Raw genomic sequence first — 15,196 nt, 5'->3', positions numbered from 1 at the left:
GAAGACTACAGATCAGGGCGAAAGATCCGACGGGCGAGCGTAAACCAGCACGAGGCCTCCATGTTTGAATGAACAGTAACCGGCGGTTACCAAGTGCGCTCATTCCCTGTCCCGAGCCCCCAAAATACGTCTATCACGCGTAAATTGAGCATAGTCCAATGCGCCCTTGTCATACCCACCGTCGCAGAGCCTCGTTGGTCAGTTGGAGTTCGGTTTGTTCCGTCCACTCATTGACCTGCGCCTGCAACCTTTCGGAGGACTTTGCATCAGCATCTTCCGCCAACTGGTCGTAAAAACGCTGCGGCACTTCCAGTTCGCGTACATAACGTCGCTCGAGATAATTTTTCCAGAACGGTTGCTGGGCCATCCACACCGGCAGCGATCCAGGCTCGTTAAGTCTTACCTGCTCAGCGGCGCGCATGACCGAAGCGTCATCCAGGTGCGGGATCGCGGGGTGGAGCATGCTTCGCGCGTTGTCAAGCAGGTCCAGCCTCTCGCGCAAGCGGATCGAGTAGGCAAGCACCCACTCGATGGACTCGCTCGCCCAACCAGCAGCCTCAGCCTCGCGCAAAGCGATGAAGTCAAGTTCCCTTTGCCTCCACAACTGCCGCGCCAGTTTCACCAGGACTTGTTCCTTGTTGCCAGAAGGGGCAGCCTGCTCGGCTTCCCACACATAGTATCGAATTTCAAGCTGCTGGAAGACAACCGTGGCATTGTCGGGGCAGTTCTCAACCAGTGCAAAGGGGAAAATTTCATTGGCCAGTGCTGGAGAGTTGTCCACCTTTTCCATCATGGTCAGAACGCGTGAGGCCAGCAATTCCCCATATCGAGGATGGGTGAAGTCTCGCGAGCGCGTGAGCTGTTTCAGCAGTCGCATGAAGTTCGTCACTCCATCCATTTGCTCGATACTGCTCCACAGGATACCCAGAATTTCGCGCCTATCGTCTTGCAGGCGGTTCAGGGGGTCCAGGGGGTGCAGGCGGTCCATCCACATAAACTTTTGAGGAACTGAACTATCCTCCGGAATTTTCCAGGCCGCCTGCGCATCTTCAGCCTGTTGCAGAAGCACAGAATTGCCTGACAGCGCCACGTAACCGTGTCGCCACAACGTGGACAGGATGAAGTTAGGGGGCAACAGAGAGATGGAATTGTGGGAAGCATCGAGCATGTACAACGTCTGACAATCCGTGATGCCCTCTGGCAGCAATACCAACCCGGCATTGCGCAGACGCAGTTCGGCCAACTGGCTCATCCCCGCCACAGAAAAGGTCATGTTCAAGCGGTTGTCCGAAAGGTTCAGGTAACGTAACCGGCTGCAGAGCCCAAGCGCTCGAGCCTGGGGTTCGTCCAGTGAGATGCGATTGCTGGACAAGTCGAGTATGCGCAGGTCATTGAGCAACGACAGGCTCTCTGGTAGACGTCGCAATTGGTTGTAACTCAGTTCCAGCGAGGTCAGATTGGGGAATGAAAGCAGGAATTGCTCTGGCACTTCTTTCAGCAACAGGCTACGCAGGGAAAGTTCGGTAATATGCGGGAAGCTGAAGAGTGGGCCCAATTCAGGCAATGAGCACAGGTCGCGCGGTTCGTAATGCCACACCAAAGCCGGACGTTCATCTTCAGGTGCAACTAGACCGGGTACCCGTTCCCGCCAGCATTGCATGAGTGCTTTGCGAAACCGCTTGCGCTCGGTTCGTTCGCCGACCAGCAACCCTCGCCGCTCCCAGCTTTTCAGGTGCTCGCTCAAACGGCGGGCCTGCTCTTCGAGCACACCGAGCTGGGTGTCGGTATCATGTCCCAAAACATGCAAGTTGGTCAGCCAGGCTTCGATCTGCTCGTCACTGTACGCTGGGTAAAGGTCGCGCAGACGCGCCTCGAACGCCCGGGGTCGGGACGCAGGCCGGGCAAAGCGTCCCTGGCTGCCGCCCAGCGGGTAGCCGACCCTGCCATCCTCCAGGCGCAGCGGCGCCAGCATCCATGGCTGTCGAGGGTTTTTGCCCAACACCTGAGCGAGTACCCTGCTGTGCCCGGGCATTTGCCGGGCCAACACTGCTCTCAAACCCGGGGCGTAGGGTTCAGTGATACCGAGTGCAGCATGATCGGCCGGGGCAAACGCAGCCGCCAAGGTCTCGAACAGCTCGCCGGGGCCGCGCAGCTCGATGCCTAGCGCATCTTCAAGCTCGAACTGCCCGTCGTCATGCAAAAGCCTGTAGTTCTGCCCGTCGCCAGCAGTAGTCATTATCGGCTGCGGGCTATCACCATCGTACAGCCGCCAGCGCGGCCTGGCCTCCCTGACATCCAGAGTCTCCAGCAGCGTTAGCGCGACCTTGGCCTGGTCCAGGGTTTGGGGCGTCTCGATGAACAGCGCCTCGCAGGCACGCGCAACACGTATGCGCAGTACGCTCAGCCTGGCCCTTTCGACCAGCCGAAACGGCACCGTGCCGCTGACCAGTGCCTGAAACTCCGCACCTTCTGCCGAAAGCTCACCCACAAGCTCGCGCGCCGCTCGGCGATGCAGGCTCGGGAATGCCTTGCGCAAGGTTGCCACCGCCGCATCGTCTGGCTCCTGCTGCCCGTCATACACCTGTTGAAACAGCTGGCGCCGCTTTGCCGAGACCTGCGCCGCCAATGCTGGCCCGCCCTGCTCGGTGACGCCAGGCAAGGCGCGGGCCTTCGCCAGCAACGGCGCGTCCTCCGGCACCCGCCCAAGCTTCAGATCGTCCAGCAGGGTTTGCAGCCGGCGGTCGATCAGTAGGCGCTCTACGGTATCGACCAGCTCGGCCTCAGGTGGCCGGCCGTACACATGCAGCGCCCGAAGATGGTCTGCATCCAGGGCATGGACGGCCATGGCCTGGTCAATCTGTTCATCATCCAGGCGAGCGAAACGCTCACCAAGGCGACGGAACATCCGGTGCTTGTCTGTCCAGCTGGCCGGTTGCTCGGTCCATAGCCGCCAGGCACCGGCGTCATTGTGACGCAACAAAGGCCCATGACCATCTCGTGGTGCCAGTTGCCACTCTTCATCTGCGCGCTGGACGATTTCATAGTTGTGGCCGTCCATGGTCATCCAGCTTCTGTCCTGGGCACGGTAGATGCCCATTTCATCGGCCACTTCCCCAGCGGGAGGTGCAGCGCTGCGAAACGGCACCAGGTCTCCATTCCAGAGCTTCTCGCTGCCGTCTTCCAGCCGCGCTGGCACCCACTGGTCCAATGCGGCCCAGGCCCGGCTCGCTTCCCGCCATACCACAGCGGTTACTCCGATCACGGCCAGGTCTTTGGTCACGTTGAGTACATGGTCCATTGCGGCGCTGGTATCGCCCTCGCGCCAGTCTTCCACGGCCTGGAACAACTCGCCCAGCAGGTCCCAGACCATTACCGCCAGCAGCAGTGCATTGAGTGCGGGGATGAACACGCCCGCCACGGTGGCCAGTGTCCAACCCTCGGCAACCAACCTTTGTTGATGGGCTTCCTGGGCCTTGCGATCCAGTTCTGACACCGGCGTGGCAATCAGCGCAGCATCGTCCTTGATATGGGCAATGCGCTCGTCGGCAAGGTGGGCGAACAAGGGTAGCGGGTAGTCCCGTATGTGCTGGTCCATTTCCCGGGTTGCCCAATCGGCAACGCTCACCAGGTCCTTGGCAACCCTGGAGAAGAACTGCTGGCTGTCGCGCCGGCGTACGAAGCGTTTGAAGAAATCCTGATAGCGCTTGTCTCGCAGACGCTTGCCCAAGACCTTACGGGTGAAGCTTTCCAGGTCGCGGCTTGCGGTCCAGGGACCGTGGGGGTCATCGGGAATGTAGACAAGGATCTTGCGGCTGACTTTGTCATGAAATAGATCGAGTATCACGATCTGTTGCAAATCGCAGCCGAACGCCTTGAGTTGCCGGGCCACCACTTTCGACTCGTACAACGTGCCAGGTCTGCCGTGCTTGCATAGCTCTAGCACCAGGTCCAGTTCGGCAGCACTCAGGACTCCATCACCTTTAGCCTTGCAGGCATCGATCAGCATGACCGAGCTGTAAAGCTGGGCAAGTGTCGAAGCCATGCTGCGCCAGCCGCTTGCCTGGCTGCTCGGCGCTTTGAGCACGCTGTCCAGGTGCTGTTGATAGCGCTTGCCCAGATCCAGCTGGCGGCACAAGCGTGCGAAGGCTGGTGCGGTTGGTGAGGCGAGCCGTCGCGACAGGCTGTCGACGATGCAGTTATCCTTGTGCTGCTCGTTCCGCCCCTCGCCCGGCGTGAAGTTGTCCAGTGCCGCCTCGATCAGCGGTACGTCGAAATAGTCCTTTTCCAAAACCGGATAGCGCCCCCACACGGTGCCCTGGCTGGGAGCGGTGTAGGTGTACCAGCGCCTGAAATACAGGCCATCGACATTTTCCCTGGTGCCGAATTCTTCCTGCATGGCGTGTTGCAGCAGCGGCTTGACGAAACGGTCGATGCCCTGGATGCGCGCAAGCTCCTTTTCCAGCCACTGTCGACAGGCCAGGCTGTCTTTCAACGCCTCGCGCAATGCAGCATGCTGCGATTCATACAGACCGTTGGCCGGGATGTTCTGCTCGGTCGGCGATACGATACGCAGCCGGCGAATCCATCTGGGCAGTCGCTTGACGATGAGGTTGTCCTGATAGGCCTGCTCCATGGCCAGCGTATCGGCAGTTGGCGGTTGTTCCTTGCTGGGTGTAGTCACGATGTTGCGCCTCGGGCTGATCAAAAGGCCCGACACTAGACGCAGGCTTGCCAAGCGATCAGCTAGATAGCTACCACCTCTTCAGAACAGCGCCAGCTGCTGGCCGGTCAACCCTTCGAAACTGTCGCCAACGAAAGGCAGGATGGCATCGGCCACCGGCTGCAGCTGCCGCGTCAGGTAATGCTCGTAGTCCACCGGCGCTTGCAGGTTTTCCAGGGGTTCTGGGCCCGCCAGGGTGATCAGATAGCTGATCCAGCCGCCGCGCTGGTATTGCAACGGGCGGCCAAGGCGGCGGTTGTAGTCATCGGCCAGCCGGGCCGCACGCACGTGCGGCGGCACATTGCGCTGGTAATCGGCTAGCGGCCGGCGCAAACGCTTGCGGTACACCATCAGCTCATTGAGCTCGCCCGCCAGGGTGCGCCGTACATAATCGCGCACATACGCCTGGTAAGGCTCCCCGCGGAATATCCGGCCATAAAGCTCCTGCTGGAACTCCCGGGCCAGCGGCGACCAGTCGGTACGCACCGACTCCAGGCCCTTGTAGACCATCTGCTCGCTGCCATCGGCCCGCTGCGCCAGCCCGGCGTAGCGCTTCTTGCTGCCTTCGTCCGTGCCGCGGATGGTGGGCATCAGGAAGCGCCGGTAATGCACCTCGAACTGCAGCTCCAGCGCACTTTCCAGGTTCATCTGCTCGCGCAGGTGTTCGCACCACCACAGGTTGACCTCGGCCACCAGCTCACGGCCGATGCGCGCTGCAGCCTCCTCGCCGTGGGCGCCCTTGAGCCAGACGAAGGTGGAGTCGGTATCGCCATAGATCACCTCGTAGCCCCTGGCCTCGATCAGCGCGCGGGTCTGGCGCATGATCTGGTGGCCGCGCATGGTGATCGACGAAGCCAGGCGCGGGTCGAAGAAGCGGCAGCCGCTCGAACCCAGCACCCCGTAGAAGGCATTCATGATGATCTTCAGCGCCTGCGACAGCGGCGCATTGCCCTCGCGCTTGGCTGCTTCCCGGCCCTGCCATACCCGCTCGACGATGGCCGGCAGGCAATGCTCGCTACGGGAAAAACGCCCACCGCGGAAGCCTTCCACTGAGTGTTCATCGTCGGGCAGGCGCAAGCCTTCGACCAGCCCCACCGGGTCGATCAGGAAGGTACGTATGATCGACGGGTACAGGCTCTTGTAGTCCAGCACCAACACCGAGTCGTACAGGCCCGGGCGCGAATCCATGACGAAGCCACCGGGGCTGGCTTCGTCGGGGCGGCTGCCGAGGTTGGGGGCGACGAAGCCCAGGCGGTGCATCTGCGGGATGTACAAGTGGCAGAACGCGGCCACCGAACCACCGCTGCGGTCCACCGCAAGGCCGGTGACCGAAGACCGCTCCAGCAGGAATTCGAGCAGGCGGGTGTGGGCAAAGATGCGCGTCACCAGCTCGCAATCCTTGAGGTTGTAGCGCGCCAACGCCGGCTTGTCCTCGGCAAAGCGGCGGTTGATTTCATCCATGCGCTGGTACGGCGTGTCGATGGCCTTGCCTTCTCCGAGCAAGGTCTGGGCGACACTTTCGAGGCTGAACGACGGGAAGCTCCAGGTCGCCGAGCGCAGCGCCTCGATGCCGTCGATCAGCAGCCGCCCCGGGGCATCGGCGAACACGTGGCCACCACCGGCATGGCTGCGCAAGGTCATCGGCGCGCCATTGCGCCCCAGTGCCAGCGGTACCTGCAGCAGCTTGGCGTGCTCGTGCAGCAGGCGCAGGTCGAACTGGATCAGGTTCCAGCCGATGATTGCATCCGGGTCGTGCTCGGCCATCCACTGGTTGAGGCAGGCCAGGATGTCGGCGCGGTCGGCGCAGTAGTGCAGGTCGAAGTCCAGGCCATCAGCCGTGCCGTTGGCCGGCCCGAGCATGTACACCTGGCGCTGGCCACAGCCTTCCAGGGCAATGCTGTACAGCTCGCCCCGCTCGCTGGTCTCGATGTCCAGCGACACCAGGCGCAGCGGCGGGCGATAACCCGGCAGGGGCTTGAGCTGGGCATCGCAGAGCACGCCTTGGGCATCCGGTTGGCCGGTGAACTGCACCGGGGCGGTGATGAAGCGCTCCATCAGGTAGCGCTCGGGCGGGCGAATATCGGCTTCGAACACCTCGATACCGGCCGTGCGCAGGCGTTGCTCCAGCTGCATCAGTTGCCGGTGCTGGCGGCAGTACAGGCCCAGCACCGGGCGCTGGTCAAAGTCCTTCAGCTGCAGCGGCCGCAACTCGACACCGGCTTCGTTGGCCAGCAGCACCCGCGCGTGTGCCTCCTGCGCCTGGGAGATGAATGCCACCGATACCTGCGGCGCCAGGCGCAGCTGCCGTGGCCCCTGGTCGGTGGCCAGCCAGAATTCCACGCAGGTGCCTTCGGGCGTGTCATGCCAATGTCGGGTCAGGACAAAGCCCTGCTGCAACTCCACCGCGTCGACCTCTGAATCGTTTGTTGAGCTGATTGCGGCGATTCTACCGCTGACGCACCGTCGCAGCGCATTTTTGTAGGAGAACGTCCAACCCATGGGGGTGCGCTGGCGCGCAGGTAACACCAATTGGCAAACGCGACGCGGCCACTGTGGGAGCGGGCATGCCCGCGAAGAATGCGACTCGATGGATGGCACCGGCTGCGCCGGTGTTCGCGGGCACGCCCGCTCCCACAGAGACCCTGCTAAATCAATCAGTTATGTGCAGTTATATGAGAGAACGTCCAGCCTTTTGGGTGCGCTGGCGCGCAGGTAACACCAATTGGCAAACGCGATGCGGCCCCTGTGGGAGCGGGCATGCCCGCGAAGAATGCGACTCGATGGATGGCACCGGCTGCGCCGGTGTTCGCGGGCACGCCCGCTCCCACAGAGACCCTGCTAAATCAATCAGTTACTTGCAATTCCCTAAGGCGCTCCACCGCCGGGCGTTTGCTCGAACGCGTATTCAACCGTACAGGTAATTGATGTCCTTGCAGGCCAGCGGTGGCACCTGGCCAAGCAGGAACTCGCGCAGCTTGTGCATCTGCCGCGCCTTGGGGCTGGCCTTGAGCCAGGTCATGTAATAGCCGTCGCCGGTGGCCACCGCGTGCTTGAACGGCGTGACCAGGCGCCCGGCCAACAGGTCGGCGCTGGCCAGCACCAGGTCGACCACCGATATACCCAGGCCTTGCTGTGCGGCCGAGATGCCCTGGTCGAGGGTATCGAACACTTGCCCGTGATCGATGCTGATGTCCAGCGCATCCATGCGAGCCAGCCAGCGCCGCCAGTCTCGTCGGTCAGGGGACGGGTGCAGGAATTCGCACTGGGCCAGGTCGGCAAGGTCCGGTTGTGCCTGGGCCATGTAATCCGGGTGGCACACCGGGATCAGCCATTCATCGAACAGCTTGAAACTCTCGATATCGGCGGGAAAACGCCCGTTGGCCAGGAGGATCGCACAGTCGTAGGGCTCGGAATAGAAGTCCACGCTGTCGATGTCCATCCACACGCTGGACAGCTGCACGCTGCAGTTGTCCTCGGTCTTCTTGAACGCATCCAGCGCCCGCAGCAGCCAGCGCACGGTGAGCGTGGACGGCGCCTTCAGGCGCAGGCCGTAGCGGTCCTGACGCAGCAGGGCGCAGGCATTTTCGATGATCTTGAAGCCAACCTTGAGTTCCTGCGCCAGCAGGCGGCCGTGCTCGGTCAGGGCCAGCTTCGGCCCGCGGCGTTCGAACAGGTCGCAGCCGAACATGGCTTCGAGGGTCTTGATGTGGTGGCTGACGGCGCCCTGGGTCAGGGCCAGCTCTTCCGCTGCACGGGTAAATGAGCCATAGCGAGAGGCCACCTCGAAGGCACGCAGCGCGTGCAAAGCCTGAATCCGTTCCGACATGGCGACGCCCCGAGCATGAGTAAGACTAATAGTAGGTCATAGTTCCACGCGTTTTACAACGCCAAGGACGTCTCGGAAAATGCGGGTAAATAATAAACATAACCAAGATCCTGCCTGCATGTGACTTGAACGTTCATCAAATTTACGCCTGGGGAAATCATGTCGACGGGTTATGGAACTTGCTATCGCCTGGATGCGCTAGAGCTGGCCGCTGACCATGTGCGCAACGCGCGACATTGGACCTACAAAGCCGTAGAACATTTTCGCAGTGTCCTCGCCAACCCCGAGTTCCCCTGCCTGTTCGGCCGCAAGGCGGTAAACGGCGCAACCTGCCACATCCTCTTCGCCCGCGCCGGGCAGCTGGCCGATGACATCGCCATGGGCCTGGCCGACTACGTGCGCACCGTCGCACCTATCCCACCCAAGCAGCGTATCGGCAGCCCACTGGTGGTGTTTCTCGAAACTGCCGCCGACTACACCCTGGCCGAGCAACAGGCGCTGGCCTGGAAGGTGTTGCGTGGCGTGCACGCGCGCGACCCGCATCCCTGGCCGCAGGGCATCCCGACCGACCCCGACGACAATGCCTGGTCGTTCTGCTTTGCCGGCATGCCGCTGTTCATCAACATGAACTTCCCCGGCCACCAGCAGATGAAAAGCCGCAACCTGGGGCCACACATCACCTTCGTCATCAACCCGCGGGCGAACTTCGACGAAGTGGCCAACGTCAACACCGAAAGCGGCCATCGTATCCGCGAACGCATCCGCGAGCGCGTGCACCACTACAACGACGGCGTCATGCCCGACACCCTTGGCTTCTTCGGCGATGCCGACAACTACGAGTGGAAGCAGTACCAACTGCAGGAGGCAGGGTCGCTCAACCCGTCCCGCTGCCCGTTCCACGCCCATGCCGTACAGCCGGCAACACCCGACATACTGATCGAGACCTGACCGTGAATACCGCACTCACCGCTACCTATGCCCTTACTGTCCTGCTACTGATCGCCACCCCCGGCCCGGTGGTGGCACTGATCGTCAACACCGCGGCCTCCTCCGGCTCACGCAAGGCCATGTTCACCGCTGTCGGCACCAACTGGGCATCACTGGTGCTGATCGGCGCAGCGGCCTGGATCATTCTCACCAGCGCCGCCATCGACAAGGCCTGGCTCAGTGCCATGAGCCTGCTGGGTTGCCTGTTCATCGGCTACATCGCCGTCGGCACGTTGCGGGAAGCCCTGCAGGCGCCTGCAGCCGAGGCGCCAAGCGACCTCGCCAAGCCTGGCCGCGGCGGGCTGCTGCAAGGTTTCATGGTGGGCATCTCCAACCCGAAGGACATCATCTTCTTCATCGCCTTCTTCCCGCAGTTCATCCAGATTACCGAGTCATTCGGCAAGAGCATGGTGGTGCTGTCGTTGCTGTGGGTGGCCATCGATTTTGCCGTGCTCAGCCTTTACATCTTCGCCATCGGCAAGATCGCCTCGCAACGCAGCAACCGCCTGATCAGCCTGGCCTCGGGGGTCGCCCTGCTGCTGATTGCCGCCGGCGGCCTGCTGTACAACGTCAGGGAGCTGGCGGCCTGAATGTGATGCACGGTGCCCGCTGCGAGAGAAGGAGAACCCATGACTGCGATTGACACGAGCCCTTCACCTTCGCCGTTGCAACAGGACTACCAGCGCTTTCTGCTGCTGGGCAGCCGGCGTGCCCCGCACACCGTGCATGTGCACGAAACCGGCTACCGCTCCGGCACCATCAACACCGATGCCCTGGGCCTGCGTTACAGCCATTGCGCCGGCAAGCGTTTTTCGGTAGCCGAACGCGGTGGTGCATCACGTATCAACCTGCTGGTCGGCGGTTCCGCCGCGCTGGGCATCGGAGCCAGCTCAGACGAACACACGGTGGCCTCGCACCTGTCGATGCTTACTGGCGAAGTCTGGCTGAGCCTGGCCGGCTGCGGGCTCAATGCGAGCCAGGAGCTGCTGATGTTCCTGACCCACCAGCACCGCCTTGGCCAGCTTGGCCATGTGGTGGTGCTAAGCGGCCTCAACACCCTGGCCCACGAAGCCCTCTGCGAAGTCCTCGCCAGCCTGAACGACCCGCGGCAAGCCAAGGCCTATCAGGACTTTCTCAACAGTTTCAGCGAAGGCATGCAGCCCACGACAACGCCACGCCGGCAATCGCTGTGGCGGCGCATCGGTCAGGCGTTGGCCACGCCCCCGGCCGTGACACCTGCCACCTGGTCGCTGTCGCCTCCGGAAAAACGCCTCACCCGGGCCGCCGACAACATTGGCCGGACCTTGCGCCAATGGGACCGGCTGCTGGCAGACAGCCATTCCACCCTCACCTTCATCCTGCAGCCGTTGCTGCCCTGGTGCCGGGATAGCCTGCCCGCTGGCGAGGAGGCAATGCTGAATGCGCTGCAGCGGCAACCGGCGAATTTCGACCGGCTGCTGGACGGCGCATTCGACAGCCAGTTGCACTCGGCCTTCTTCCGCCGCATCAAGAGCCAGGCCGACCCGGTGCCTTGCTACGACATGAATTGCATGCTCAGCAGCTCGCCGGTGTTCGGCGCCGACCTGTTCATCGATCGCCTGCATCTGAACGATCTGGGCAACAATGCCCTGGCCAAGGTCATTACCGCCAAGCTTGGCCTGGCCCAAGAAAAACATGCCCAGCGCAAGGTCACACCGATCAAGCTCGTCTGACAGTTGCCGGGTGGTCTTCCGGCCAGGCCCTTTGGGTGGCTAGAATAGGCCGTCGTTCCGATCTGCCCGAGGCGCACGCTTGACCGCCATGAACATCGAAGCCATCCATCAGTACCTGGCACCCCTTGGGGCTTGCCTGTGAGCCGCATGCTTCGCTTGCCCCCACTGTTGATCGCCCTGATGCCACTGGCTGCGCACTCGCTGGAAGTACGCATCGACCCTCATGCCGACCTGCTCTACCGCCAGGCCTTGCCCCTGCTGGAGCAGGCCGACAACCAGGACGACGGCGCCAGCACGCTGCGTACGACCGTCGGCGGCGACCCGGAGCTCAGCCGCCAGGGCCAGGCCATGGCCCACACCCTGCCGACCGCGGTCGCCTTGCTGAAAAAGTCCGTGGAGCTGGGCCACCCGGTCGCACAGTACCGCCTGGCGCTGTACTACATGACCTACCTGCCCGCCGCGCAAATCCCGGATGCCGCCTGCCCGTTGCTCGAAGCCAGCCTCAGGCAGGGCTTTGCCGCACCGGCGCCGGCCATCGCCACCTGGTGCCCTCCCTACAACGCCAGCAGCGAGTACCGTACTGCGCTGGAGGCCATCCCCAACATGGCCACCGTGTATGCGCCCTACTACCCGCAACCGGCCACGCACCTGGCCTGCAACCGCAACCGGCCACAAGGCCTGGAAATGCAGTGGGGGCGCCAGCGCGACTACCAGGCCGAGGTATACCGCCTGCTCGGCGACCTGGACCCGCAGCACCGCCAGAGCCTGCTGCAGAAGGCTGTGGATACCAACGGCTGCGTGACGGCGCAGCAGCACCTGACCAGCCATCCCTGACCATCAGCAGTCGCGAACCTCTGTGGGAGCGGCCTTGTGTCGCGAAAGGGGCGCGCAGCGGCCCCACGATTTCAGCTTCGCTGCAAATATTGCCGGGGCCGCTCTGCGGCCCTTTCGCGACACAAGGCCGCTCCCACAAGGTCGAGACCAGCAAGATCGTTCAAGCCATCCCCCGCCCCGTCTGGCATGCTGGCCTGCCAAGTACACGCACTGCAGCCACCATGCCCCACATCGCCCGCCAAGCCTTTCTCCACGGCGCCATCGCCATTCTCCCGTTGTCCCTGGCCGTTGCCCCCTGGGGCCTGCTGGCTGGCTCCATGGCCATCGAGGCCAACCTCAGCGCCTGGGAGGGGCAAGGGCTTTCGGCCATCGTCTTCGCCGGTGCCGCGCAACTGGTGGCGATCGGCATGCTCAAGGGCGGCGCCAACCTGGCGTCGATCCTGTTGACTACCCTGCTGCTGACCTCGCAGCACCTGCTGTATGGCCTGACGATGCGCCCGGTGCTGTCCAGCCAGCCGCTGCGCTGGCGCCTGGGCCTGGGCTTCCTGCTCACCGACGAGTTCTTCGCCCTGACCAGCCAGTACGACCAGCAGCAGTTCAACCGCTGGTACGCCCTGGGCGTGGGCCTGACCTTCTACGTCGCCTGGAACCTGTTCACCCTGGCCGGCATCCTGCTGGGGCAGAATATTCCGCACCTGGACCAGCTCGGCCTGGACTTTTCCATCGTCGCCACTTTCGTCGCTCTGATCGCGCCACTGGTGCGCAACCTGGCCACACTTGTATGCGTGGCAGTGTCGCTGTTCTGTTCGGTGCTGTTCAGCTACTGGCACTGGGAAACCGCCTTGGTGGCCGCAGGCCTGCTGGGCATGAGCGCCGGTTTCGTCTGCCAGAAATTCGCCGGAGCCCGCGCATGACCTGGGTCCTGATTTTTGCCATGGGCGCCATCGTGTTCCTCAACCGCTATGCGTTCCTGGAGCCGCGCCTGCCCTTGCGCCTGAGCTCCAACGCCAGGCAGTTCCTCGGCTTTGCCGTGCCAGGCATGCTCACCGCGATATGCGGCCCGATCATCTTCATGCCCGAGCACCAGCTGGACCTGAGCCTGCTCAACCCTTACCTGCTGGGTTCGCTGGTGGCCATCGCCCTGGTGCTGTTGACCCGCAGCGTGTTGCTGAGCATGCTGGTGAGCATGTTGATCTTCTTCCTCTTGCGCAGCTGGCTGGCATGAGCACGCCCCTGCGCGAACAGACACACCTCTGGCAGGCGCCGGCACTGGGCGACGTCGAGATGCTGCACGCGCGCTATTTCCAGCAGCGCTTCGCCCCGCATGTGCATGAAGGCTATGTGTTCACCGTGATCGAGTCGGGCGCCCAGCGCTTCTGGCATCGCGGCAGCGAGCACCTGGCGCCGGTCGGCAGCATGGTGCTGATCAACCCCGACGAGCTGCACACCGGGGCCACCGCCCACGAAGCGGGCTGGCGCTACCGAGGGTTCTACCCGGAACATGAACGGGTAACTGGGGTGCTCGACGAACTGGAACTGGGCCGCCACGGCATGCCCAGCTTCAAGGACAGCGTGATCCACGACTCGGCTCTGGCGCTTGCCTTCAGCCAGTTGCACCAGCTGTCCGAAGCCGGCGCCAGTGCCCTGCAGCAGCAGACCGCCTGGCGCCAGGCGGTGCTGGCCCTGGTGCAACGGCACGGGCAATGCGCCGAACCTGCCGCCCCTGGCCACGAACCGCTGGCAGTGGCCCGCGCCCGTGAGCTGCTGGAAAGCCAACTGGCCGACCCACCCTCGCTCGAAGCTCTGGCGGCGGCTGTCAACCTGTCACCGTTCCACTTCGCCCGGGTGTTCCGCCAGGCCACCGGCCTGCCGCCACATGCCTGGTTGAAACAGCGGCGCCTGGCCCGTGCGCGGGAAATGCTCAAGCTTGGCTGGGCTGCCTCGGACGTGGCGTTCGACCTGGGCTTTGCCGACCAGAGCCATTTGAGCCGGCAGTTCAAGCAGGCTTACGGTGTGTCGCCGGGGGCCTATCGGCAAGCATGTGTTCATTCGATCGTGCCAACCAAGCGACTCAAAACGCCAGCTCGAGCTGCAAGGGGTCCGGCAGACTCCTTCGAATCCTGACGGCAACACCTACCAGACGCACCGCTCGCCCTTGCCGTTTGGTATCCCAAAGCATGCGACATAGCCCCTGTATGACCTGCGGCTGTAAAGTCAGGGCGGGCGCCTCGGCACTGGCAATGGAGAAATCGGAGAACTTGAGTTTGACCAGATTCCTGACAATGGGCGGCGTAGGGCCAAGCGCTTCCAGGCGGATGGTTAAGGCCGCCAGCAATCCATCCAGCTCTCTGGCACAACTGGCAAAGTCATCACAGTCGCTGGGCAACGTATGTTCGACTCCCAAGGACTGGACACCTCCGGGCTTCCCTTCATAGCCCTCCAAGCCTCGGCAACGCTCCCACACATAGAAACCGTGCGCACCAAGGTGCCGCAACAGAGCCGGTATCATGTCGTCAGTAACATCAGTACATTTCAGACATCCTAAAGCCTGCAACACGCCCCATGTCCTGGGCCCCACCCCAGGGATCTTGCGAATATCCACATTGGCGAGAAAAGCCTGCACCTGATCGGGTGCAATGACGAACTGGCCATTGGGTTTGTTCACTTCCGAGGCCATTTTCGCCAGATACTTCAAAGGCGCGACACCCGCGGAGGCTGTCAACTGCAGTTCCTGCTCGATCGTAGCCCGGATGCGGCTTGCCATATGCGTTGCCGAACCGTTGCAGTGCATCTGCCCTGTCACATCCAGCGTGGCCTCATCCAGCGAGAAAAACTCGACGCCTGGGGTATAGCGCCGAAAAATGTCCTCCAGCCTGCGAGTCACTGCCTCATACCGCTCGAAGCGCACAGGCAATAGCACCAAATCCGGACATAGACGTTGCGCAGTGGCAGTTGCCATTCCGCTTCTGACACCAAACCGCCTGGCAACATAGTTGGATGTACTGATCACTCCCCTGTCTATCGCCTTGCCACCGACAGCGACCGGCCGCCCACGCAGCCATGGGGCATCCAGCAGTTCGACGGCGACGAAGTAGGAGTCCATGTCGACGTGAATGA

11 protein-coding genes are annotated in these 15,196 nt (G+C 62.7%); 7 read left to right on the top strand and 4 right to left on the bottom strand.

Translation table 11 applies throughout. From position 1 onward, the window contains the following. Nucleotides 1-169 precede the first annotated feature (169 nt). From KDB76_RS10615 to KDB76_RS10605, 3 genes are all read right to left on the bottom strand, one after another. A complete protein-coding gene (locus tag KDB76_RS10615) occupies nt 170-4,681 on the bottom strand; it encodes an NEL-type E3 ubiquitin ligase domain-containing protein (protein WP_024086658.1) in 4,512 nt (1,503 codons plus the stop codon). A gap of 81 nt (nt 4,682-4,762) precedes the next feature. Then, a complete protein-coding gene (locus KDB76_RS10610) occupies nt 4,763-7,123 on the bottom strand; it encodes a DNA polymerase II (RefSeq protein ID WP_024086657.1) in 2,361 nt (786 codons plus the stop codon). Nucleotides 7,124-7,625: 502 nt separating this feature from the next. Further along, a complete protein-coding gene (locus KDB76_RS10605; protein WP_024086656.1) occupies nt 7,626-8,546 on the bottom strand; it encodes a LysR substrate-binding domain-containing protein in 921 nt (306 codons plus the stop codon). Between the two features lie 159 nt (nt 8,547-8,705). Between KDB76_RS10605 and KDB76_RS10600 the strand changes: the two genes are divergently transcribed. The 7 genes from KDB76_RS10600 to KDB76_RS10570 all read left to right on the top strand — a co-directional run bounded on the left by KDB76_RS10600 (nt 8,706) and on the right by KDB76_RS10570 (nt 14,203). Continuing rightward, nucleotides 8,706-9,494, top strand: a complete 789-nt coding sequence (locus KDB76_RS10600) for a YqcI/YcgG family protein (protein ID WP_013971962.1) — start codon at nt 8,706-8,708, stop codon at nt 9,492-9,494. 2 nt (nt 9,495-9,496) lie between these two features. After that, nucleotides 9,497-10,123, top strand: coding sequence for a LysE family translocator (locus KDB76_RS10595; RefSeq protein ID WP_024086655.1), 627 nt, complete (start codon nt 9,497-9,499; stop codon nt 10,121-10,123). Nucleotides 10,124-10,162: 39 nt separating this feature from the next. Further along, a complete protein-coding gene (locus KDB76_RS10590; RefSeq protein WP_024086654.1) occupies nt 10,163-11,245 on the top strand; it encodes a hypothetical protein in 1,083 nt (360 codons plus the stop codon). 138 nt (nt 11,246-11,383) lie between these two features. Then, nucleotides 11,384-12,079: a hypothetical protein gene (locus tag KDB76_RS10585; protein ID WP_013971959.1), complete on the top strand. Its 696-nt coding sequence runs from the start codon at nt 11,384-11,386 to the stop codon at nt 12,077-12,079. Nucleotides 12,080-12,300: 221 nt separating this feature from the next. Further along, entirely contained in the window at nt 12,301-12,993 is a 693-nt protein-coding gene (locus KDB76_RS10580; protein ID WP_013971958.1) for an AzlC family ABC transporter permease, read from the top strand. Then, nucleotides 12,990-13,304, top strand: a complete 315-nt coding sequence (locus KDB76_RS10575; protein ID WP_013971957.1) for an AzlD domain-containing protein — start codon at nt 12,990-12,992, stop codon at nt 13,302-13,304. Before KDB76_RS10580 ends, KDB76_RS10575 begins: the two co-directional genes overlap by 4 nt. Continuing rightward, a complete protein-coding gene (locus tag KDB76_RS10570) occupies nt 13,301-14,203 on the top strand; it encodes an AraC family transcriptional regulator (protein ID WP_013971956.1) in 903 nt (300 codons plus the stop codon). The genes KDB76_RS10575 and KDB76_RS10570 overlap by 4 nt, the downstream gene beginning before the upstream one ends. Here KDB76_RS10570 and dinB read toward each other — a convergent pair. Continuing rightward, nucleotides 14,151-15,182, bottom strand: a complete 1,032-nt coding sequence (gene dinB, locus KDB76_RS10565) for a DNA polymerase IV (protein WP_038409252.1) — start codon at nt 15,180-15,182, stop codon at nt 14,151-14,153. The genes KDB76_RS10570 and dinB overlap by 53 nt on opposite strands. Between the last annotated feature and the right edge of the window lie 14 nt (nt 15,183-15,196).

It is taken from the genome of Pseudomonas sp. JS425, from assembly GCF_018223845.1.
Classification (GTDB): Bacteria; Pseudomonadota; Gammaproteobacteria; order Pseudomonadales; family Pseudomonadaceae; genus Aquipseudomonas; species Aquipseudomonas asiatica.
This window is presented reverse-complemented; position numbering and strand designations above follow the sequence as displayed.